Source organism: Streptomyces sp. SID14436 (assembly GCF_010548465.1).
GTDB lineage: Bacteria > Actinomycetota > Actinomycetes > Streptomycetales > Streptomycetaceae > Streptomyces.
Genome location: NZ_JAAGMD010000765.1, coordinates 1 through 20,342, shown reverse-complemented (window position 1 = coordinate 20,342; position 20,342 = coordinate 1). Strand labels below are relative to the sequence as shown.

The following is a 20,342-nucleotide window of genomic DNA, read 5'->3' as shown; positions in this document are numbered from 1 at the left end:
GGTGCGCTGGACGGCGCCGGACGGCACCGAGCGCACCGGCCGGGCCCGGGCCGACGCGGACGCCGGGGCGGGCAGCGCGGTCACGGTGTGGACCGACCGGGAGGGACGGCTCGTCTCCGAGCCGCCCGGCGGCGCCGAGGCACGCTTCCAGACCCTGATGGCCGGGGCCACGGTCGCGGCCACCGCCGGCGGAATGGCGCTGCTCGCCGGGTGGGTGCTCAGGACCCGGCTGCTGCGGCGGCGCGCGGCGGAGTGGGAGACCGAGTGGCGGCTGGTCGAACCGGCCTGGCGGAAGCGGATGACGGGCTGACGGACGGCAACGGCGCCCCGGTGCGGTCCCTGCGTGCGGGATCGCACCGCGCTGACCTGCGCAGTTGCAAAATTTAGCAATTGCATACATGCTGTAAGTCGTTATCCCGTGAGTTCCGGGCGGGCCGAGGCGGCCCGCCCGCCGCCGTGCGCGGCCCGGACCGCGGGAACCGCAGCCACCGGGAGAACGAGGAGTCGTGTCCGTACCTATGGCGCGGGCCGGAGTCCTGTCCCGGTTCACCGCGCTGCTGCCCGACCGCACCGATCTGCGCCAGATGCGGCGCCGTCCGCGCCGTGACCTGCTGGCCGGTCTGACCGTCGCCGTCGTCGCCCTGCCGCTCGCGCTCGGCTTCGGCGTGTCCTCCGGACTGGGCGCCGAGGCCGGGCTGGCCACCGCCGTGATCGCCGGCGCGCTCGCCGCCGTGTTCGGCGGTTCCAACCTCCAGGTGTCCGGGCCCACCGGGGCGATGACGGTGGTGCTGGTGCCCATCGTCGCCGACCACGGCCCCTCCGGAGTGCTCACCGTCGGCCTGATGGCCGGACTGATGCTGGTCGTCCTCGCCCTGCTGCGCGCCGGGGGCAGCATGCGCTACGTGCCCGCACCCGTCGTGGAGGGCTTCACCCTCGGCATCGCCTGCGTGATCGGGCTCCAGCAGATACCCAACGCCCTCGGGGTGTCTCCGCCGGACGCCGAGCGGGTCCTGGAGGTCGCCTGGCTGGCCCTGCAGGACTTCGCGCGCCGCCCGGACTGGGCCGCGCCGGCCCTCGCCGTCGCCGTGGCGGCGGTCATGCTGCTCGGCGCGCGCTGGAAGCCGACCGTGCCCTTCTCCATCCTCGCGGTGATCGGCGCCACCCTGCTGAGCGAGGCCGCCGGCCTCGGCGTACGCCCCATCGGGGACCTGCCGTCCGGCCTGCCCGCCCCCTCGCTGGGCTTCGTCGACACCGCCGCCCTCAGCAGCCTGGTCGCCCCCGCCGTGGCCGTGGCGGCGCTGGCCGCCCTGGAGTCACTGCTGTCCGCGTCCGTCGCCGACGGCATGACCGTCGGTCAGCGGCACGACCCGGACCGCGAACTCTTCGGCCAGGGCATCGCCAACATCGCCTCCCCGCTGTTCGGCGGCGTCCCCGCGACCGGCGCCATCGCCCGCACCGCCGTCAACGTGCGGACCGGCGCCACCTCCCGGCTGGCGTCCCTGGCGCACGCGGCCGTCCTCGCCGTGATCGTCTTCGCCGCCGCCCCGCTGGTCTCGCGGATCCCGCTCGCCGCCCTGGCCGGCGTGCTGCTGGCCACCGCCGTCCGCATGGTCGAGGTCGGTTCGCTGCGCGCGATGGCCCGCGCCACCCGCTCCGACGCGCTGATCCTCGTCCTGACCGCCGTCGCGACGCTCGTGCTCGACCTCGTGCTCGCGGTCATCATCGGACTGGCCGTCGCCGCCGTCCTCGCCCTGAGCGCGGTCGCCCGCCAGGCCCGGCTCGCCCCGCTGCCCCTCGACCGGCAGCGCGACCACAGCGACGCGGAGCACGCACTGCTCACCGAGCACATCGTCGCCTACCGCGTCGACGGCCCGCTGTTCTTCGCCGCCGCCCACCGCTTCCTGCTGGAGCTGACCGAACTCGCCGACGTGCGGGTGGTCATCCTGCGCATGTCCCACGTGAGCGTCGTCGACGCCACCGGCGCCCTGGTCCTGAAGGACGCCATGGAGAAGCTGGCACGGCGCGGCATCGTCGTCATGGTCTCCGGGATCCGCGCCGAACACCGCCAGGTCCTCGACTCCGTGGGTGTCCTGGACCTGCTGCGGGACGGGGACGGGGAGTACGCCACCACCCCCGAGGCGATCCGCGCGGCCCGCGACCTCCTGCACCGCACCGGCGTGTTCCCGCCGGACGGCGGCGCCGGCCCCGCACCGGTCACCCCGCCGCCCGGACGGCCGGCGCCCACCTCCGCCGCGACGCACGCGGCCGCACGGGAGACACCATGACGACGACCCTCACCCCGGCCGCCCTCCCGCACCGGCACGTGCTGACCCTCCCGACGGAGCCGGCCGCCGTCCGGGTCGCCCGCGAGACCGCCGAACGGGCGCTGGCGGAATGGGGGATCGACCGGCACCACCCGGCCGTCGGTCCCGCGCTGCTCATCCTCGGCGAACTGGTCACCAACAGCGTCCGGCACGCCGCCGCGGTGTCCCCGCAGACCACCGTGGTCTACGCGGCGGGCCCGGACTGCCTCGTCCTCGCCGTGCACGACCGCCACCCCCACCGGCCGAGCCTGCTCGCCCCGGCACCGGGCCGCGGCACGGGCGGCCTCGCCACCGTCACCGAACTCACCCACGGCCTCGGCGGCACCGCCGTCGTACGGGGCGACTCCGACGGCCGGGGCAAGAGCATCTGGATCACCCTCCCCCTGTGACGGGCGGGACCCGGGACCGCGCGACGGCGCGCAGGCAGGGAGTTGCTAGTGTCGGACACCGTCGGGGCCGGGAACGGGCGGACAGATGAGGCGAGGGACTCGGGGCCGGCCGTCGGGGCCGTGCCGCCGCGCCGGAAAGGGAACGGCACGATGACCACGCCGCTGTACCAGCTGAAGGCCGAGTTCTTCAAGACCCTGGGCCATCCGGCCCGCATCAGGGTGCTGGAACTGCTCAGTGAGCGCGAGCACGCGGTCGCGGAGATGCTGCCCGAGGTGCGCATTGAGCCCGCGCACCTCTCCCAGCAGCTGGCGGTGCTGCGGCGGGCGAACCTGGTCGTGGCCCGCAAGGAGGGCTCCACCGTGTACTACTCGCTGACGAGCCCGCACATCGCCGAGCTGCTCCGGGTGGCCCGCACCATCCTGTCCGGGGTGCTCGCCGGCCAGGCCGAACTGCTCGCCGACCTCCGGGCCTCCTCGCAGAACGAACCCGGACAGCAGGCGTAGGCACACCCCCGCGGACCGCCGCACCGGACGCGGGGCTCCCGCACCCGGTCAGTCCGAGGACGGTCCGGGACCGCGCCGGCAGTGCAGGAACAGGTGGGGCTCCGGGGCGGCGTCCTGATGCGTCGGCCGGAACATCACGCTCTGCTCCGACAGCACCGTCAGACCCGCCTCGCGCACCAGGGCGACCACGTCCTGCGCGGCGAAGCTGGTGAGCCGCACCCGCTGCCCCATGAAGACGCCCTCGAAGTCCTCCACGTCCAGCGGCACGGTGGCCAGCACCAGCAGCCCGCCCGGCCGCAGCGCCCGGGTCAGCCGGCGGACCACCGCGGCCTGTTCGGCCCGCGACATCAGCAGCAGCGAGAAGTACACGCAGACCGCGTCGAAGGACTCCTCCTCCAGCGGCATCGACGCGACGTCGGCGCAGCGGAACTCCGCCTCGGGAACCCGCCGCGACGCCAGCTCCGTCATCACCGGGGAGACGTCCACCCCCAGCACCCGGTGGCCCGCCCCCGCCAGCACGGCGGCCGTCGGCCGTCCCGTGCCGCTGCCCGCGTCCAGCACCCGGCTGCCCTCGGGCAGCCGCTCCAGCAGCCAATCCAGCGACGCCCGGTGCGCCGGCGAACCGGCGAACGCCTTCTCGTACTCGCCGCCCAGCGCGTCGAACACCGCTGCCGCCGATGACCTGGGACCCTCGTCGACCAACACGCACCCCGTCTCCGCATACCGATGCCGGGCATGCTGCCACCCGTCACCGGCCGTGACAACCGGCACCCCGCCGCCCGGCGCGCCCCCGCCCGGCTTGCGGAGCCCGGCCGGGGCACGGCAGGGTCGGGGCGTGCCCACTCTGCTGATCGTCCATCACACGCCCTCGCCGAACTGCCAGGCCATGTTCGAGGCCGTCCTGTCCGGGGCGACGGCGCCCGAGATCGAGGGGGTCCGGGTGGTGCGGCGGGCGGCGCTGTCCGCGACCGCCACCGACGTCCTGGAGGCCGACGGCTACCTCCTCGGCACCCCCGCCAACCTCGGCTACATGTCCGGGGCCCTCAAGCACTTCTTCGACCAGATCTACTACCCCTGCCTGGACAGCACCCGGGGCAGGCCGTTCGGCGCCTTCGTGCACGGCGGCAGCGACGTCACCGGGGCGCTGCGCGCCCTCGACACCGTCACCACGGGCCTGGGCTGGCGCCGCGCCGCCGACCCGGTGACCGTGACGGGCGCCCCCGGCAAGGCCGACACCGAGCGCTGCTGGGAACTGGGCGCCACGCTCGCCGCCGGCCTCACGGACTGACCCCGCCGGGGCGTCAGGGGCCGTCCACGCGCCGGCGGTCCTCCTCGTCCCAGGCGCGCGTGTCGCGCGGCTCGGTGTACGGCTCCTCCCCGGGCGGATGGCCGCCCGCGATGGCCCGCTGCCGCGCGATCTCCGCGTCGAACTCCAGCCCCAGCAGGATCGCCAGGTTGGTGATCCACAGCCAGATCAGGAACACGATGACACCGGCCATGGTGCCGTAGGTCTTGTTGTACGAGCCGAAGTTGGCCACGTAGAAGGCGAAGCCGGCGGAGGCCACCAGCCAGATCACCAGGGCCAGGAAGCTGCCCGGCGTGATCCAGCGGAAGCCCTTGACCTTGGCGTTCGGGGTGGCCCAGTACAGCAGCGCGATCATGAAGACCACCAGCACCACCAGCACCGGCCACTTGGCGATCGACCACACCGTGATCGCCGTGTCCCCCAGCCCGAGGAAGTCGCCGGCCCGGCGCGCCAGACCACCGGTGAAGACCACGATCAGCGCGCTGGCCACCGCCAGCACCATCAGCACGACCGTCACCCCGAGCCGTACCGGCAGCACCTTCCAGACCGGCCGGCCCTCCGGCACGTCGTAGACGGCGTTCGCCGCGCGGATGAACGCGGCCACGTAGCCGGACGCCGACCACACGGCCAGCACCAGGCCCAGGATCGCCACGATCGACCCGGTGCCCGCGTTGCCCTGCAATTGCTCCACGGCCCGGGTGATGATGTCGCGGGCCGGGCCCGGGGCCAGGTCCTGGACGTTCTCGAGCACCTTGTCCGTCGTGGACTGCCCGGCCAGGCCCAGCAGCGACACCAGCACCAGCAGGGCCGGGAACAGCGCCAGCACCCCGTAGTAGGTGAGCGCGGCGGCCCGGTCGGTGAGCTCGTCCTTCTTGAACTCGCGCAGGCTGCCCTTGAGCGCCGCTCCCCAGGACTGCTTCGGCAGCCCCGTGGGGCTGTCCGGCGCCGCCCGTTCCACGTCCTCGTCGGGGCCGGGCCGGGAGCCGGCCGCCTGCCGCGCGTTGTCGTCCGGGCCCGGTCGGGGACCCGCCGCGGGCTCCGTACCGGAACCCGGGCGGACGTCGCCGTCCGCGGCCTCGCCCTCGTGCCGGGTGTTCCGCCCCGGAAGATGCAGTTTCATGCGCACCGGGTAACCACCGAACCCGGCGCTAAGCCAGAATGCGGGCCGGCAGGGGAAAGACAGTTGTGGGAGCGCTCCCATCCGGGCAGGATCGAGGTCATGACGTCGCATCCCGTGATCCGCCGGTACGAGTCCGCCGACCGCCCCGCCCTGGACGACATCTGCATCCGCACCGCGCACAACGGCCTCGACAGCCGCCCGCACTACCGGGATCCCGGCATCCTCCCGGACATCTTCGCCGCCCCCTACGTCCACCTCGAACCGGGTCTCGCGTTCGTGCTGGACGACGGGCGGGGGCGCGCGGTCGGGTACATCCTCGGCACCGCCGACACCCCCCGCTTCGCCGCCGCCTTCCGCAGCGAGTGGCTCCCCCGGGTGGCCGACCGCTACCCCGAACCGGCCGGGGAGCCCGCCACACCGGACGAGGCGATGGCCCGGCTGCTGCACCGCCCCGAGCGGATGGTCCTGCCCGAACTCGCCCCGTACCCCGCCCATCTCCACATCGACCTGCTGCCCGAGTGGCAGGGGCGGGGCCACGGACGGGAGTTGATGCGGACCTTCCTCAACGCCCTGCGGGCCGCCGGGGTTCCGGCCGTTCACCTCGTGATGTCGACCGCCAACAAGCCCGCCCGGGCCTTCTACGACCGGGTGGGCTTCCACGAGATCGTCACCTCGCTCGACCCGACGGTCGCCTGCCTCGGCCGGACGACCGCGGACGCCGACCGCCTCTGATTCTTCCCCCGCCCGGCCGCGCCCCCCGCCGCCCCGCACTCCGCGCCCCGCCGCCCCCGCCCCGACCTGCGCCGACTCCCGTGCGCCGCAGGGGAGTCGGGAGGGGAACGCGGGGCCACGGGGGCGGCCGGGGCGTCGGATGCGGCGAAGATTTCGTGCGGCCTTTGAACACCCGGCGGTCCGCCTGCGTATGGGGCGTGGGAATTCCATGCCGACCCCCCGCTACAAAGCCGTAGGAGTACTGCCTTGGCACGCAACACACGCAGACGCCCGAAACAGCGCGCGACGCTCGCCGCCTTCGCCCTGATGCTGGGCGGAGGCGGGATGATGGCGGCCAACGTCTACGCCTCCGCGACGGAAGACGGCGGCGACACCGCGCAGGTGTTCTCGGGCGCCACGATCGACTGCCCCGACGTGGCCACCGAACTGACCTCGGTCCCCGACGAGGCGCGGGCGGAGGTGGACAAGGAACTCGCCGCCCTGGACGCGCAGATCGCCGACGCCTACAAGCGGATCGGGGAGTCCGCCGACGCCCTGCGGCAGGATCCGGCCTTCGCGCAGAACGCGATCGCCGGCCCGCTCACGGAGAAGCGGTCCGCGACCCTCGCCCGCATCGCCACCGCCATCGACCGCGTGGGCGACCGCCCCGAGGGCCTCGACGAACTCGCCGCCTGCCAGGTGCGCGAGTCGGGCAACGCCCCGGCGGAGCAGGAGGCCGGCCAGGACGGCGGCGACAACGGCGACCAGGGTGGTCAGGCCGGCGACGCGGACGGCGGCCAGGACCAGCAGGGCGCCGAGCAGGGCCAGGAGGGCCAGGGCGGAAACGGCGGCCAGGCCGGCAACGGCCCGGTGGCCGGCGACTACGTCGACATCAAGAGCGTCCAGCCGAACGTCTCGGCGCCCGAGCCGTCGCAGAACGCCTCCCGCGGCACCTTCGTCAGCGAGTGCGGCGTCAACGAGAACGGGCTGTTCAACTCGGACAACGTGATCGCGGCACCGGGTGTCGCCAACGGCGCCCACCACTTCCACGACTACATCGGCAACCAGGCCACCAACGCCTTCTCCAGCGACGACGACCTGGCCGGCGCCGAGACCAGCTGCGCGGACCAGGGCGACAAGTCGTCGTACTACTGGCCGGTGCTGCGTCTGCAGAACGGCGTCGAGGAGCGCGACGCGAACAGCCCGGGCGGCGGCATCGAGGGCAACGTCGGTGAGATCGTCACGCCCAAGGAGGTCACGCTGACCTTCGAGGGCAACCCGCAGGGCGAGGTCACCGCGATGCCGCGGTTCCTGCGCATCATCACCGGTGACGCCAAGTCGTTCGTCAACGGCCCCGCCAACGCCAACGCCTCCTGGAGCTGCACGGGCTTCGAGGACCGGCAGCTGACGGACAAGTACCCGCTGTGCCCCGAGGGCAGTGACGTGGTGCGCACCTTCGACTTCCAGAGCTGCTGGGACGGCCGCAACACCGACAGCGCCAACCACCGCACGCACATGGCGTTCGTGGACGAGCAGGGCAACTGCCCGTCCGGCTTCAAGCCCGTGCCGCAGCTGGTGCAGCGCATCGTCTACGACGTCGACGCGCCGAGCCTGGACGACGGCGGCAAGACGGTCCCGCTGTTCGCGGTGGACTCCTTCCCGGAGCAGCTGCACAAGCCGATCACGGACCACGGCGACTTCATCAACGTCTTCGACGAGGACCTGATGAACGAGGTCGTCGCCTGCATCAACGAGGGCCGCACCTGCGGCGCCGGTGGTGACGGCGGCAACGGCGGCGACAACGGCGGCGGCGACGACGGCAACGGCAACGGCGGCAACAACGGCGGAGACAAGCCGGAGCAGCCCACGGCCGAGCCCGAGGACCCGAACCAGGGCGGCGACCAGAACAACGGTGGCGACCAGGGCAAGGGTGACGACGGCAAGCAGGACGACGGCAAGCAGGACGACGGCAAGCAGGGCGGCGACAAGGGCGACGGCGGCCAGGAGCCGTCGAAGGCCCCGGCCACCCAGGAGCCGGCGGACGACAAGGGCGCCGAGAAGCCCGCTCAGCCCAACGTGAAGGCGTCGTCCCCCGCGGACGACGGCCAGGACGCGGGCGCCGGCGGCGACGACGGCAAGGACGGCAAGGACGGGGGCCAGGCCGCCCAGGCGTCCCAGGTGCCCGGCACCCTTCCGGAGCTGGAGAAGACGACCGGGGCGCAGGCCCAGGGCGGCAGCCTCGCCGAGACCGGCGCGCAGCTCTGGCCGGCCGCGGTCGGCGGAGTGCTGGTGATCTTCGGCTTCTTCGTCCTGCGGAGTGTCCGGCGCAGCGCCTGATCCTCCACGGCACGTGCACGGCGGCAGGGCCCTCGGGCCCTGCCGCCTCGCGTTGCGCCGGAGTCCCGTCCGGGGCGCGCCTGCGGGCCCGCCGACGCCCGACGGCCGTTACGACGGTGTGCGCGCGGGAGGCTGCGCCACCGCGCCGCCGCCCTCCGCGTCGATGTGCGGCATGATCCGGTCGAGCCACCGCGGCGTCCACCAGGCGTGCCGGCCCAGCAGGGTCATGACGGCCGGCACGAGCAGCAGCCGCACCACGGTCGCGTCGATGAGCACACTCACGGCGAGGCCCAGACCGAGCATCTTGACCACGATGTTGTCGCTGACGATGAACGCCGCGAACACACTCACCATGATCAGTGCCGCGCAGGTGATGACCCGGGCGGTGATCTCCAGGGCGTGCGCGACGGACGCCTTGGCGTCGCCGGTGCGTCTCCACGCCTCGTGGACCCGGGACAGCAGGAAGATCTCGTAGTCCATGCTGAGGCCGAAGATGATCGCGAACATCATCATCGGCACATAGCTCTCGATCGGCACCGTGCCGGACACCCCGAGCGCGGGCCCGCCCCAGCCCCACTGGAACACGGCCACCACGACGCCGTAGGACGCGGTGATGGACAGGACGTTGAGGACGGCCGCCTTGACGGCGACGAGCAGGCCGCGGAAGACCGCCAGGATGATCAGGAACGCCAGGGCGACCACGACGCCGATGATCAGCGGCAGCCGCTCCGCGACGACGTCGCGGAAGTCGACCTGGGCGGCGGTGGTGCCGGTGACGTAGGTGGAGGCGTCCGTGCCCCGGACGGCCTGCGGCAGCGTGTCGTCGACCAGCCGGTTGGCGAGGTCGGTGGTGGTGGCGCTCTGCGGCGACTCGGTGGAGTACACCGTGCCGACCAGCACGTCCCCGTCCTGGGTGGGGGTGAGCGGGGTGACGGCGGCCGCGTCGGCGACCCCGTCCAGGGTCTTCTGGGCCTGGGAGGCGAGGTCCGACCGGTCGGAGGCGGGCACGGAGGTCTGGTCGATGACGACGGTGAGGGGACCGTTGGACCCGGGGCCGAACGCGTCGGTCATGAGGTCGTAGGCGCGCCGGTCGGTGTCGGACGTCGGATCCGCCCCGTCGCCGATGTGGCCGAGCTGCATGGAGAACACCGGGATCGCCAGGACGGCGATGGTGACCACGCCCGCTGCCAGGAACTGCCACGGTCTGCGCGCCACCCGCTGCGCGTACCGGTGCCAGGTGCCGTGGGCCTCGGCCCCCGGCTCGGCGTCGGTCTCGGCGACCGGCTTCCGCACGTGGTAGCGGTCGATGCGCCGGCCGATCACCCCCAGCAGCGCGGGCACCAGGGTCAGCGCCCCGGCGACGGCGGACACCACGGTCACGGCGGCGGCCAGTCCCAGTTTGGCGATGAACGAGACACCGGACGCGGACAGGCCGGCCAGGGCGACGATGACGGTGCAGCCGGAGACCAGGACCGCCCGGCCGCTGGTGGCGTTGGCCTGCCCGGCGGCCCGCTCCGGATCCATGCCGTCCATGAGGTTCTGCCGGTGCCGGGTGATCAGGAACAGCGCGTAGTCGATGCCGACGCCGAGGCCGATCATGGTGGCCAGGGTGGGGGAGACGGTGGCGAAGGTGAAGGCCGCGGCCAGCAGACCGAGGATCGCCAGACCGCCCACCACGCTGACGAGCGCCGTCAGCAGGGGGAGGCCGGCGGCGATCACGCTGCCGAAGCCCACCAGCAGCACGACGATCGCGACGCCGAAGCCGATCAGCTCGCTCACCCGGTCGTCGGGCGCGGGCCGGGCCAGCTCGCCGAGCGTACCGCCGTACTCGACCTCGGCGCCGGCCTGCCGCAGCGGTGCGACCGCGTCGTCCACGCCGTCGAGGTAGTCGTCCCCGAGCGTGGAGGGCTGCACGTCGAAGCGGACCGTGATGTAGCCGGTCTTCCCGTCGGTCGACAGCGGGCCCACATTCGGTTGCTGTTGCTGTTGCTGTTGCTGTTGCTGGTCGGACGACCCGGCGGAGGACAGCGGGTTCTGCGCCGACAGCACGTGCGGCAGCTTCTCCAGCGCGCCGACCGTGCCGGACATCTGCGAGCCGAGGGCGGTCAGCTGCTGCTGATCGTCGTGCAGCACGATCTGAGTGCTGTAGCCGCCGGCCTGCGGATCGTGCTGCTGGAGGACCTCGATGCCCTTCTGCGACTGGGCGTCCGGCAGCGTGAAGTTGTCGGAGTAGGTCCCGCCGACCACGCGGCTGACGACCTGGAGCGCCACCAGGGCCACCAGCCAGCCCACGATCACCACCACGAAGTGCCGGGCACACCACTCGCCCAGCCGCCGCAGCACCCCCGCCTTCGCCCGCCCCCCGGCCCCGCCCCCGTCGTCCCGTCTGGAAGCCATGTGCGGCCCCTCCGACCGGCCGAGCCGTTCTCGGCCCCTCTCCTCATTACAAGCGGGCGGAATCGTCCCGGCATCTCGTGCGGGGCGGCGCCCACCCGTCCGGCGCGGGCTCCCGGGGGTGCGCCCTTGCTCCGGATGCCGCAGTACGGCGAGCCGCGGCGCGGACCGGCGGTGAGGCTGTGCCTGCCGTTCCGCTCACCCCCCGGGAGTCCCCATGCCAGTGCGCCCCCTGCCGTCCCGCGCCGCCCGCGCGCGGTCCCGTTCCCGGCTGCGGGTACCGGCCGTCCTCGCGGTCTGCGTCGCCGCCCTGTGCCCGGGGGCGGCCGGCGCCGCCGCCCCGGCCGAACCGCACGACGGCAGACGCCTCAGGCAGCAGATCGAGGAGTTCGTGCACAGCCCCGGAGGTCCGCCCGGCGTGATCGCCGTGCTCCGGCGCGACGGCGACAGCCGCGTGGTGCGGGCCGGGGTCGCCGACCTGGAGACCCGTCGCGCTCCGCGCGTCGACGACCACATGCGCATCGCCAGCACGGCCAAGGCGTTCAACGCGGCGGTGGTGCTCGCCCTCGTCGACCGCGGCGCGCTCGGTCTCGACGACCGGCTGCGCGACCGGCTGCCGCGGCTGCCCGCCGCCTGGGGCTACGTGACGCTGCGGCAGCTGCTGAACCACACCAGCGGGCTGCCCGACTACTCCGAGGCCCCCGAGTTCCTGGAGATCCTCACCGCCGATCCCCGCCACCGCTTCGACTCCCGGCGGCTGCTCGACTTCGTCGCCGGTGAACCCCTCCGGTTCCGCCCCGGCAGCCGGTACCGGTACTCCAACTCCGACAACATCGCCGCCGCCCTCATGGCCGAGGCGGCCACCGGCACCCGCTACGAGCGCCTGCTGCGCGACCTCGTGTACCGGCCGCTCGGTCTGCGGCACACCAGCCTCCCCCAGGGATACCGGCTGCCCGACCCCTACCTGCACGGCTACGACGTCACCCCGCCCCCGCCCGAGGACGTCAGCGAGGTCCTGAGCGCCTCCGCCGTCTGGGCGTCCGGCGGCATCGTCTCCACGCCGGCCGACATGACGCGGTTCGTCCGCGGCTACACGGGCGGCGCACTGTTCGGCCGGGCCGTCACCCGCGAGCAGCGGCGCTGGCGGGAGGGCGCCTCCGAGCCCGCGGGCCCCGGCCGCAACACGGCCGGCCTGGGCATCTTCCGCCACGCGACCCGGTGCGGGGCCGTCCTCGGACACACCGGCAACTTCCCCGGCTACACCCAGCTCGTCGCGGCGACACCGGACGGCCGCCGGTCCCTGACGTTCTCCGTCACCACGCAGATCAACGAGACCCTCGCCCCGGACCGGCTGGCGCGGCTGCGGGCGATCCAGGAGGACTTCGTCTGCGCGCTCCTGCGCGAGCGCCGCTAATCGGTACCCGGCCCCGGCTGCTCCCGGTCCTCCCAGTTGTACGCGGTGAGCAGCAGGGCCACGTCGTCCGGCCGGTCCTCGGCCCTGCGGGCCGCCTTGATCAGCTGGTCCGCCAGGTGCTCCACCGAGTCGGTCCGGGTCCGGGCGAGGCAGGCACGTGCCGCCTGGATGCCCGTCTCGATGTCGCTGCCGGGCTGTTCGACCAGGCCGTCGGTGTACAGGGCGAGGACGCTGCCGGGCGTCAGGGTCAGCGCGGTGACCGGGTACAGGGCGTCCGGCTCCACGCCCAGCATCACCCCGCCCAGCAGGTCCAGGGTCTCGGTCCGGCCGTCGGGGTGCCTCAGCAGCGGCGGGGGATGACCGGCCCGCACGGCGAGAGCCCGGCCGCTGCGCGGGTCCAGTTCGATGTAGCAGCAGGTGGCGAAGGCGTCCGCCTCCAGCTCGGCGAGCAGCCGGTTGGTGTGGGTGATGACCTCCTGGGGCGGCCGCCCGCTGGTGGCGAAGGCGTGCACGGCGCTGCGCAGCTGCCCCATCACGGCCGCCGCCCCCACGCTGTGTCCCTCGACGTCGCCGATGACCAGCGCGACGCCCCGCCCCGTCTTGATCACGTCGTACCAGTCGCCGCCGATGGCCATGCCCTGGGTGCCGGGCAGGTAGCGGCCGGTGGTCACCAGCCCCTCGATGGCGGGCAGCCGGTGCGGCAGCAGCCCCTCCTGCAGCCCGCGCGCGACGGCCGACTCCGCGTCGTAGAGCCGGGCCCGCTCCAGCGCCTGGGCGGACAGCCCGCTCAGCGCGGTCAGCGCGGAACGCTCGTCGGGGGTGAACCGGTGCGGCGCCGCCCAGCCGAGGATGCACGACCCCACCGCGTGACCGGACGCGATCAGCGGCAGGAACGACCAGGAGTGCATGCGGTCCAGGGCGATCCCCGGGTACGCCTTGCTCAGCGCGTCCGGCGACTCGAAGAACAGGGGGAACCGCGTGGTGAGCGCGTGCACTCCGGGCAGTTGCGCGTCCAGGGGGACGCCCTCGAACGGGTCGAGGAAGCCCTCCGGGTAGCCGGACTCCCACAGCAGGTGCATCCGACCGTCACGGACCGTGTACAGGGCGATCTCCTGCGCCCCGAACGCCGGTAGCAACTGCTCGGCGACGGCCCGGCACACGTCCTTCACGGTCACCGCCTCCGTGAGCACGCTCGCCATCTGCACGACGTGGTACAGCACGCCCGCGCGCGCCGCCACGACCGGTTCCGGCGGCCCGGCGGCCGCCGGGCCGATCAGCGCCCCGGCCCGGCCGGGGGTGGTGGGCCGGGTGCTCACCGGCGCGGTGGTGCGGAACACCCGGCCGGTCAGCCCGTGCACCCCGGGATACAGGACGAACCCCAGCCAGGTGCCGTGCGGATCGTGCACCAGGTACGTCACCGGCTCCTGCGACAGCATCGCCGCCCGGTAGCGGTCCTCGTAGGCGGGATCGCGCAGCCAGCTGATGACCTGCCAGGGGTGGTGTCCGAGCAGCTGCTGGCGGTCGCAGCCGAGCAGTTCCTCGCAGCGCCGGTTGGCGTAGGTGACCCGGCCGTCCTGGTCGAGGGAGAACAGGCCGTCGGGCAGGCGTTCGGCGGCCTCCGCCGCGGTCACCCCGCCCTCCGTGTCCACCAGCGCGCCCACCAGCAGTTTCCCGGCGGCGCCGACCCGGACCACGTGGCCCCACAGCTCGACGGGCCGGTAGCGGAGCCGGCCGTCCTCGTCCGGATCCTCCATGACTCTGAAGTGCCGGGAGCGCACCTGGCCGTGCGTCAGCGCGTCCCGCCGCCCCGCCCGCAGCTCGAACAGGTCGTCCGGGCAGACCTGCGCCTCGACATCGGCCAGGGTGCCGCCGAAGTCCTCCCGCGTGAGACCGAGGATCAGCAGCGCCTCGTCGTCCGCCGCCCACCGGTCGCTGTCCAGGTCCCACTCGACCATGCCGACCTGCACCGTGTGGGCCGGCGGGGTGGGCAGCCGCACGCTGACCGGCTGGTCGTCGTACTCGATGCCGTACGCCACGACGTCCGGGTCCGCGGTGTGCGTGTCCGCGATCCGGCGCGCGTAGCGGGTGAGCCGGGCCTCCATGTCCTGCCCGGCGGTGCGCAGCGCCGCCTCCACCTCGTCCGGGCCGACCGGGTCGCGCACCGAACGGAGCACGGTCATCACGCCCACGGTCTCGCCGTCGACCCGCACCGGCCGGTGCGCGGACGCGAAGGCGTACGGCAGGGCGGCGGTGAACTGCGGGAAGCGGAGCATCGTCGCCCGCTCGTCCGGCAGCCACATGACCTCGCCGGTGCGGTAGCACTCGGACGCCGGCAGCGCCCCGCCCACCGGCACGCGCCACCAGGCGTTCAGCAGGGACCTCGGCACCCCGGTCACCACCGACAGCACCAGCGAGCGCCGGTCGCGGGAGCGCAGGTACACCAGGCCGCCGTACCCGCCGATCCCCTGGACCGCCGCGACCAGCGGCTCCGCGAGCGCGTCCTCCAGCCGGTCCGCCGTGGCCCCCGTCCCGTGCCCCGCCGAGCCGCCGGCGCGCACGCCGGAGCGCCCGTCGTCCGGTACGGCGGCTGGCATTTCCATCTCGCGTCCTCCCCGGTGCGGACGCACGGGACATCGTTCGCTCCCCCCAGGATGTGTCATGCCGGGCGCTCCGGCGCGGTGGATGCGCACACCAGATCCTCGCCGGCCACCCCCTCCCGGGCCCGGAACTTCCCCGGGACGGCGCCCGTCCCCCGTGCCGGGGACCAGGTCACCGGTGGTTTCCGTCCCGCGCGTCCCACCGGTCACCGCCCGTGGCGGGAACCTCACGTTTCGCCCGGCAACAGCGCAACCATCGGGTGAACCCGGCCGTCTCACCCGATATCAGCAAGAGGCCACCTCAGGGGGCGAAAATGCTTCGAACCAGAACAATCCGATGCGCAACCATCTGCGCGACGCTCGCGCTCGCCGGCGCCGCACTGGGCACCGTCGCGGCCCCGGCCGCCGCCGGCACCACGGCCGCGACGCCGCAGTCCACGGCCTGCCCCACCGGCTGGGGCAGCCTGCCCGAGACCGGCACCCCCGCCACCGCCACACCGGTACGGGACATCAGGACCGGCCGCCACGCCTGCTACGACCGGATGGTCGTCGACGTCCCCGGCGCCGGGAACGTGGGCTACTCCGTCCGCTACGTCGACCGCCTCCACCAGGACGGCTCCGACCGCCCCGTCCCCGTCGCGGGCGGCGCCGTCCTCGAGGTCCGGATCACCGCACCCGCGTACGACCCCGCGACCGGCCGGGCCACCTACCCGGCACAGGCCGGGCGCACCCTGCCGGGAGTGGACCTCACCGGGTACCGCACCTTCCGGGACGCGCGGTTCGCCGGCAGCTTCGAGGGCGACACCCAGGTCGGTCTCGGCGTCCGGGCCCGGCTGCCGTTCCGGGTCCTGCAACTGCCGGACCGCGTCGTGATCGACGTGGCGCACAACTGGACGGGCGCCCCCTGATCCCGGGCGGACGCTCCGAAGGCGGGGCGGCCGGGCGGGACAGCTCCCGCCCGGCCTGCCGCCGGCCCGCTCAGGGCTCCGCGGCGCCGGTCTCGCAGACCCGGCGCGCCACGTCCCGCAGCTTGGTGTTGGTGCGCTGGGACTGGGTGCGCAGCAGTTCGAAGGCCCGTTCCTCGGTGACGTGGTGGCGGCCCATCAGGATGCCCATCGCCTCACCGATCATGTGCCGGGTGGCCAGGGCCTCCCGGAGCTGGGCGCCGGTCAGCGCGGTGGAGAAGGCCACCGCCGCGTGCGAGGCCAGCAGCCAGCCCGCCGTCTCGCTGTCCTCGGTGAACACACCCGGCTTGCGCGAGTACATGTTGAGCGCGCCCAGCTCCTCCTCGCGCGTGTACAGCAGGAACCCCATCATGCTGCCGAGCCCGAGGCCCCGGGCCTCCGGGACATACGCGGGCCAGCGCTCGGCCGGGGCGGTGAAGTCCGGGATGCGGAAGACCCGTTCGTCCAGTTCGGGGCGGGCCACGTCGAAGCACGGCCCCTCCCGGAGCCGGTCCTGGATGCGGTCGCTGTCCACGACCACCTGGTCGGTGGGGGCCAGAGAGCGGGCCCGGCCGTCCTCCAGCACGAGGATCCCGGCGGCGTCGCAGCCCGGCACGAGCCGGACCGCCGATTCGGTGATCTCCTCAAGGGTGGGTTCGAGACCGGATTCGGCCAGCAGATTCCTGGCCATGGAGGCCATCTGCCGCGCGAAGTCACGCCAGTCCACGGTTCGCCTCCTGTTTCCCTGCAGCCATCGACACTGCCATCGTGGCACGCCGTCCGGGGACGCCGGGCCCGATCGTGCCGCTGCGCCCCGGTCCGCCCCGCGTGCCCCGCCGCGCGGGCCCGTTGTCAGTGGCAGCTGTCACCCTGCGGTCATGGACGAGCTGGAGTTCATGCGCGGACGGGTCTACGGCGCCGACCACGACGACCCGGGGCCGCGCGACGGGAGGGTGTACGCGGAGCTGGCGGGCGGACCGCTGGACGGACTGCTGCTGGACGTCACCGACCGGTCCGGACCGGAGCTGGCGGACGGGATCGGCCTGCGCACCGAGATAGGCCGCTACGGCCCCGGCGGACGGGCGGTGTACGTGCGCAGGGAACCGGACGGGCGCGTCCTCGACTGGCGCGGCGACGTGCCCTGAGCCACGGGGACAGGGACGCGGCGGGGATGCGGCCCGGGGACAGCCCGGTCCGGAGCGGAGGGCCCGCCGCGCCGAGGGGTACCCGGGCGCGGAGCCGGGCAGACGACAGCGTAGGGCGGCGGACGGCCGGGCGCGGCAGGCCGGCAGGGCGGAGGCACCATGGGACTTCTCTCGGACGGCGGTCCGGCCGTGCGCGACCGCATCGGCCGGGCGATCTTCACGCGGGTGGCCGGGCCGGACGGGCCGGACAGCCGGGCCCGCATCCACGGCACGCCGGGCCCCCGCTGGTTCGGGCCCGACCGCCCGGTCCGCCGGGTGCACGGGGACGCCTCGATGTTCATCGGCGGGCTCGCCGCCCTGCTGCACCAGTCGCTGCACCCCCTCGCCATGGCCGCCGTCGCCGGACACTCCGGATTCCGCGGCGACCCCTGGGGGCGGCTCCAGCGCACCAGCACCTTCCTCGCCGTCACCACCTACGGCACCGCCGACAGCGCCCAGCGGGCGGTCGACCGGGTCCGGGCGGTGCACGCCACCGTGCGCGGCACCGCCGCCGACGGGCGCCCGTACCGCGCCGACGACCCGCGGCTGCTGGGCTGGGTGCACCTCGCGGAGGTCGACGCGTTCCTGCGCGCCCACCAGCGGTACGGCGCCCGCCCGCTCGACGCCGCGGGCTGCGACGGCTACGTCGCCGACATGGCCCGCATCGCCACCGCCCTCGGCGTCCCCGACCCGCCGGTGACACGCGCCGAACTGGCCGCACGCCTGGCCGAGTACCGCGGTGAACTGCACGCGACCCCCGACGCCCGGGCCACCGCCCGGTTCCTGCTGCTCAACCCGCCCGTGCCGCTCGTCGCCCGCCTGCCCTACGGCGTCCTCGCCGCCAACGCCGTCTCCCTCCTGCCGGTGTGGGCCACCCGCGAGCTGCGGGTGCCCCGGATCCCGCCCGCCGAGGGCCTGTGCGTCCGCCCCCTCGGCACCGCCGTGACCGCGGGCATCCGCTGGGCGCTCGCCCCCACCCGGGAGGGCACCGTCCCGGCGTGAACCGCCGGTCCGGCCCCGGTTGACGCGTCGCAGACGGGGCACTCAGTGCTGACCGAAAGACCGCAGCCGGACACGGGAGGTCGCAGTGGCGGTTCGTCATCGCCTGATCAGAACGAGCCCGCGGACCGTCTGGGAGGTCCTCTCGGACGGCAGCCGCTACGCGGAGTGGGTGGTGGGCACCTCCTCCACGGAGCCGGTCCGGGGACGGTGGCCGGAGCTCGGCTCGGCCCTCCGCTTCCAGGTGCGCCTCGGGCCCGTGACCCTGTCCAACCACACGGTCGTGCGCCGCTGCGAGCCGGGCCAGGAACTGGAACTGGAGGCGAAGGCCGGCTCCCTGGGCACCGCCCGGATCGCCATCGCCCTCAAACCATGGGGCGACTACTGCCTGGTCGTCGTCGACGAGCATCCGCTGCGCGGGATGGGCGGCTTCGTGCACAACGCCGGCGTGGAGGCGCTGATCCAGCTCCGCCACCGGTCCATGCTGCACCGGCTGGCCGACCTCTGCGAGGAGGTCGCCGCCGAGGAGGAACGCCGCCGCCCCATGGGACACGTCGTCGCGCCGCAGACCGGTGGGGGAGAGCCCCGTGGCTGATGCCGTCGTGATCGGCGCCGGACCCAACGGGCTCGTGGCGGCGAACCTGCTGGCCGACGCCGGATGGAGCGTCGAGGTCCTGGAGGAACAGCCGGAACCGGGCGGCGCCGCCCGCCACGACCGCGGCGTCGACCCCGACTTCGTCAGCGACCTCTTCAGCGCCTTCTACCCGCTCGCCGCCGCGTCCCCCGTCCTGGCCGGGCTGGGACTGCACGACCACGGACTGCGCTGGCAGCACGCCCCGCACGTCCTCGCCCACCCGCTGACCGACGGCCGCTGCGCCGTCCTCGACCGCCGGGTGGAGGTCACGGCCGACTCCCTGGAGGCGTTCGCGCCCGGCGACGGGGCGGCCTGGACCCGGCTGCACGACACCTGGCAGCTGCTCCGCCCCGACCTGCTGGAAGCGCTGTTCACGCCGTTCCCGCCGGTGCGGTCCGCCGCACGGGTCGCGATGCGGCTGCGGGCCGCCGGAGGACTGCGCATGGCGCGCACCCTGGTGCTGCCCGTGCGCCGGCTGGCGGAGGAGGAGTTCCGCGGGGAGGGCGGCGGGCTCCTGCTGGCCGGCAACGCCCTGCACGCCGACCTGGCCCCGGAGGCCGCCGGCAGCGGTGGCTTCGGCTGGCTGATGTCGATGCTCGGCCAGACCTACGGCTTCCCGGTGCCCGTGGGCGGCTCCGGCGCCCTCACCGGCGCCCTGGCCCGCCGCCTTCAGGCCCGCGGCGGCGTCCTGCGCTGCGGGCAGCGGGTGGAGCGCATCCTGGTCCGCGACGGCCGGGCGGCCGGGGTGCGCACCGCGGGCGGCGAGACGGTCGCCGCCCGGCGGGCCGTCCTCGCCGACGTGTCCGTGCCCGCCCTGTACGGCGGCCTGGTCGCCCCCGAGCACCTGCCCCCGCAGGTGCTGTCCGACCTGCGCCGCTTCCAGTGGGACTTCGCCACCTTCAAGGTGGACTGGGCGCTCGACGGCCCGGTGCCCTGGCAGGCGGAGGGAGCCGTGGGCGCCGGCACGGTGCACCTCGCCGACGGGGTCGACGAACTCACCCGCTTCGCCGCCCAGCTCGCCATGCGCCAGGTACCCGACCGGCCCTTCTCCCTGTTCGGCCAGATGACGACCTCCGATCCGTCCCGCTCGCCCCGGGGCACCGAGTCGGCGTGGGCGTACACCCACGTGCCGCACGACGTCGCCGGCGACGCGGCCGAGGAGGGGCTGACCGGGTCCTGGGACGCCAAGGAGCAGGAGGTCATGGCCGACCGCGTCGAGCGGCAGGTCGAGCGGTTCGCGCCCGGCTTCCGCTCCCGCATCCGGGCCCGGCGCATCCTCGCCCCGCCCACCCTGCAGTCCATGGACCGCAACCTGCACGGGGGCGCCATCAACGGTGGTACGGCGGCCATGCACCAGCAGCTGTTCTTCCGCCCGCTGCCCGGCACCGCCCGCCCGGAGACCCCCGTGCCGGGCCTGTACCTGGCGTCCGCGTCGGCGCATCCGGGCGGCGGCGTGCACGGCGCGCCGGGCGCCAACGCGGCCCG

At 74.4% G+C, this 20,342-nt stretch carries 17 protein-coding genes and 1 pseudogene; 13 read left to right on the top strand and 5 right to left on the bottom strand.

Annotation, left to right across the window (positions count from 1 at the left end; all coding sequences use genetic code 11):
- The 4 genes and pseudogenes from G3I53_RS27860 to G3I53_RS27845 form a co-directional block, all read left to right on the top strand.
- Positions 1-310, top strand: a pseudogene (locus tag G3I53_RS27860) (hypothetical protein); the annotation flags it as partial.
- 208 nt (positions 311-518) lie between these two features.
- Positions 519-2,285, top strand: a complete 1,767-nt coding sequence (locus G3I53_RS27855) for a SulP family inorganic anion transporter (protein ID WP_164438903.1) — start codon at positions 519-521, stop codon at positions 2,283-2,285.
- Positions 2,282-2,713 (top strand): ATP-binding protein, encoded by a 432-nt coding sequence (locus G3I53_RS27850; RefSeq protein ID WP_164336239.1) that lies wholly within the window; start codon positions 2,282-2,284, stop codon positions 2,711-2,713. The genes G3I53_RS27855 and G3I53_RS27850 overlap by 4 nt, the downstream gene beginning before the upstream one ends.
- 150 nt (positions 2,714-2,863) lie before the next feature.
- A complete protein-coding gene (locus G3I53_RS27845) occupies positions 2,864-3,217 on the top strand; it encodes a metalloregulator ArsR/SmtB family transcription factor (RefSeq protein ID WP_164336237.1) in 354 nt (117 codons plus the stop codon).
- Between the two features lie 48 nt (positions 3,218-3,265).
- Here G3I53_RS27845 and G3I53_RS27840 read toward each other — a convergent pair whose 3' ends face one another.
- The gene (locus tag G3I53_RS27840; RefSeq protein ID WP_164336235.1) at positions 3,266-3,922 is read right to left on the bottom strand and encodes a class I SAM-dependent methyltransferase; all 657 of its coding nucleotides are present in this window, start codon (positions 3,920-3,922) and stop codon (positions 3,266-3,268) included.
- A 130-nt stretch (positions 3,923-4,052) separates the two neighbouring features.
- Between G3I53_RS27840 and G3I53_RS27835 the strand changes: the two genes are divergently transcribed.
- Entirely contained in the window at positions 4,053-4,505 is a 453-nt protein-coding gene (locus G3I53_RS27835; protein ID WP_164336233.1) for an NAD(P)H-dependent oxidoreductase, read from the top strand.
- A gap of 13 nt (positions 4,506-4,518) precedes the next feature.
- Here the strand turns inward: G3I53_RS27835 and G3I53_RS27830 are convergent, their stop codons facing one another.
- Complete coding sequence (locus G3I53_RS27830) at positions 4,519-5,643, bottom strand: YihY/virulence factor BrkB family protein (protein ID WP_164336231.1); 1,125 nt, start codon at positions 5,641-5,643, stop codon at positions 4,519-4,521.
- Between the two features lie 99 nt (positions 5,644-5,742).
- Here G3I53_RS27830 and G3I53_RS27825 point away from each other — a divergent pair, with 99 nt between their 5' ends.
- Positions 5,743-6,375: a GNAT family N-acetyltransferase gene (locus G3I53_RS27825; RefSeq protein WP_164336229.1), complete on the top strand. Its 633-nt coding sequence runs from the start codon at positions 5,743-5,745 to the stop codon at positions 6,373-6,375.
- 327 nt (positions 6,376-6,702) lie between these two features.
- On the top strand, positions 6,703-8,691 hold the full coding sequence (locus tag G3I53_RS27820) for a DUF1996 domain-containing protein (protein WP_164336240.1): 1,989 nt from the start codon (positions 6,703-6,705) through the stop codon (positions 8,689-8,691).
- 108 nt (positions 8,692-8,799) lie between these two features.
- On the opposite strand, the gene G3I53_RS27815 is transcribed toward G3I53_RS27820, so the two are convergent.
- On the bottom strand, positions 8,800-11,088 hold the full coding sequence (locus G3I53_RS27815) for an MMPL family transporter (protein WP_164336227.1): 2,289 nt from the start codon (positions 11,086-11,088) through the stop codon (positions 8,800-8,802).
- A 214-nt stretch (positions 11,089-11,302) separates the two neighbouring features.
- Here G3I53_RS27815 and G3I53_RS27810 point away from each other — a divergent pair, with 214 nt between their 5' ends.
- The gene (locus tag G3I53_RS27810) at positions 11,303-12,499 is read left to right on the top strand and encodes a serine hydrolase domain-containing protein (RefSeq protein ID WP_164438902.1); all 1,197 of its coding nucleotides are present in this window, start codon (positions 11,303-11,305) and stop codon (positions 12,497-12,499) included.
- Here the strand turns inward: G3I53_RS27810 and G3I53_RS27805 are convergent.
- Positions 12,496-15,099: a SpoIIE family protein phosphatase gene (locus G3I53_RS27805; RefSeq protein WP_164332527.1), complete on the bottom strand. Its 2,604-nt coding sequence runs from the start codon at positions 15,097-15,099 to the stop codon at positions 12,496-12,498. The genes G3I53_RS27810 and G3I53_RS27805 overlap by 4 nt on opposite strands.
- Before the next feature lie 311 nt (positions 15,100-15,410).
- On the opposite strand from G3I53_RS27805, the gene G3I53_RS27800 reads away from it, so the two are divergent.
- On the top strand, positions 15,411-16,004 hold the full coding sequence (locus tag G3I53_RS27800; RefSeq protein ID WP_203591439.1) for a hypothetical protein: 594 nt from the start codon (positions 15,411-15,413) through the stop codon (positions 16,002-16,004).
- Between the two features lie 70 nt (positions 16,005-16,074).
- Here the strand turns inward: G3I53_RS27800 and G3I53_RS27795 are convergent, their stop codons facing one another.
- Positions 16,075-16,767 (bottom strand): GAF and ANTAR domain-containing protein, encoded by a 693-nt coding sequence (locus tag G3I53_RS27795; RefSeq protein ID WP_343240701.1) that lies wholly within the window; start codon positions 16,765-16,767, stop codon positions 16,075-16,077.
- A gap of 151 nt (positions 16,768-16,918) precedes the next feature.
- Here G3I53_RS27795 and G3I53_RS27790 point away from each other — a divergent pair, with 151 nt between their 5' ends.
- From G3I53_RS27790 to G3I53_RS27775, 4 genes are all read left to right on the top strand, one after another.
- On the top strand, positions 16,919-17,185 hold the full coding sequence (locus G3I53_RS27790; RefSeq protein WP_164332526.1) for a hypothetical protein: 267 nt from the start codon (positions 16,919-16,921) through the stop codon (positions 17,183-17,185).
- A 159-nt stretch (positions 17,186-17,344) separates the two neighbouring features.
- Positions 17,345-18,226, top strand: coding sequence for an oxygenase MpaB family protein (locus tag G3I53_RS27785; protein ID WP_164438901.1), 882 nt, complete (start codon positions 17,345-17,347; stop codon positions 18,224-18,226).
- 85 nt (positions 18,227-18,311) lie between these two features.
- Entirely contained in the window at positions 18,312-18,818 is a 507-nt protein-coding gene (locus G3I53_RS27780; RefSeq protein ID WP_164337413.1) for an SRPBCC family protein, read from the top strand.
- The coding region (locus G3I53_RS27775; RefSeq protein ID WP_164438900.1) for an NAD(P)/FAD-dependent oxidoreductase at positions 18,811-20,342 on the top strand (1,532 nt) is incomplete at its 3' end. The genes G3I53_RS27780 and G3I53_RS27775, both read left to right, overlap by 8 nt.

What these genes read in the sequence shown, in the direction of transcription:
- G3I53_RS27855 (WP_164438903.1), top strand. Translation starts at nt 519, where the DNA reads ATGGCGCGGGCCGGAGTCCTGTCCCGGTTCACCGCGCTGCTGCCCGAC.
- G3I53_RS27850 (WP_164336239.1), top strand. Translation starts at nt 2,282, where the DNA reads ATGACGACGACCCTCACCCCGGCCGCCCTCCCGCACCGGCACGTGCTG.
- G3I53_RS27845 (WP_164336237.1), top strand. Translation starts at nt 2,864, where the DNA reads ATGACCACGCCGCTGTACCAGCTGAAGGCCGAGTTCTTCAAGACCCTG.
- G3I53_RS27830 (WP_164336231.1), bottom strand. Translation starts at nt 5,643, where the DNA reads ATGAAACTGCATCTTCCGGGGCGGAACACCCGGCACGAGGGCGAGGCC.
- G3I53_RS27825 (WP_164336229.1), top strand. Translation starts at nt 5,743, where the DNA reads ATGACGTCGCATCCCGTGATCCGCCGGTACGAGTCCGCCGACCGCCCC.
- G3I53_RS27820 (WP_164336240.1), top strand. Translation starts at nt 6,703, where the DNA reads ATGGCGGCCAACGTCTACGCCTCCGCGACGGAAGACGGCGGCGACACC.
- G3I53_RS27815 (WP_164336227.1), bottom strand. Translation starts at nt 11,088, where the DNA reads ATGGCTTCCAGACGGGACGACGGGGGCGGGGCCGGGGGGCGGGCGAAG.
- G3I53_RS27810 (WP_164438902.1), top strand. Translation starts at nt 11,303, where the DNA reads ATGCCAGTGCGCCCCCTGCCGTCCCGCGCCGCCCGCGCGCGGTCCCGT.
- G3I53_RS27805 (WP_164332527.1), bottom strand. Translation starts at nt 15,099, where the DNA reads ATGGAAATGCCAGCCGCCGTACCGGACGACGGGCGCTCCGGCGTGCGC.
- G3I53_RS27800 (WP_203591439.1), top strand. Translation starts at nt 15,411, where the DNA reads ATGCTTCGAACCAGAACAATCCGATGCGCAACCATCTGCGCGACGCTC.
- G3I53_RS27790 (WP_164332526.1), top strand. Translation starts at nt 16,919, where the DNA reads ATGGACGAGCTGGAGTTCATGCGCGGACGGGTCTACGGCGCCGACCAC.
- G3I53_RS27785 (WP_164438901.1), top strand. Translation starts at nt 17,345, where the DNA reads ATGGGACTTCTCTCGGACGGCGGTCCGGCCGTGCGCGACCGCATCGGC.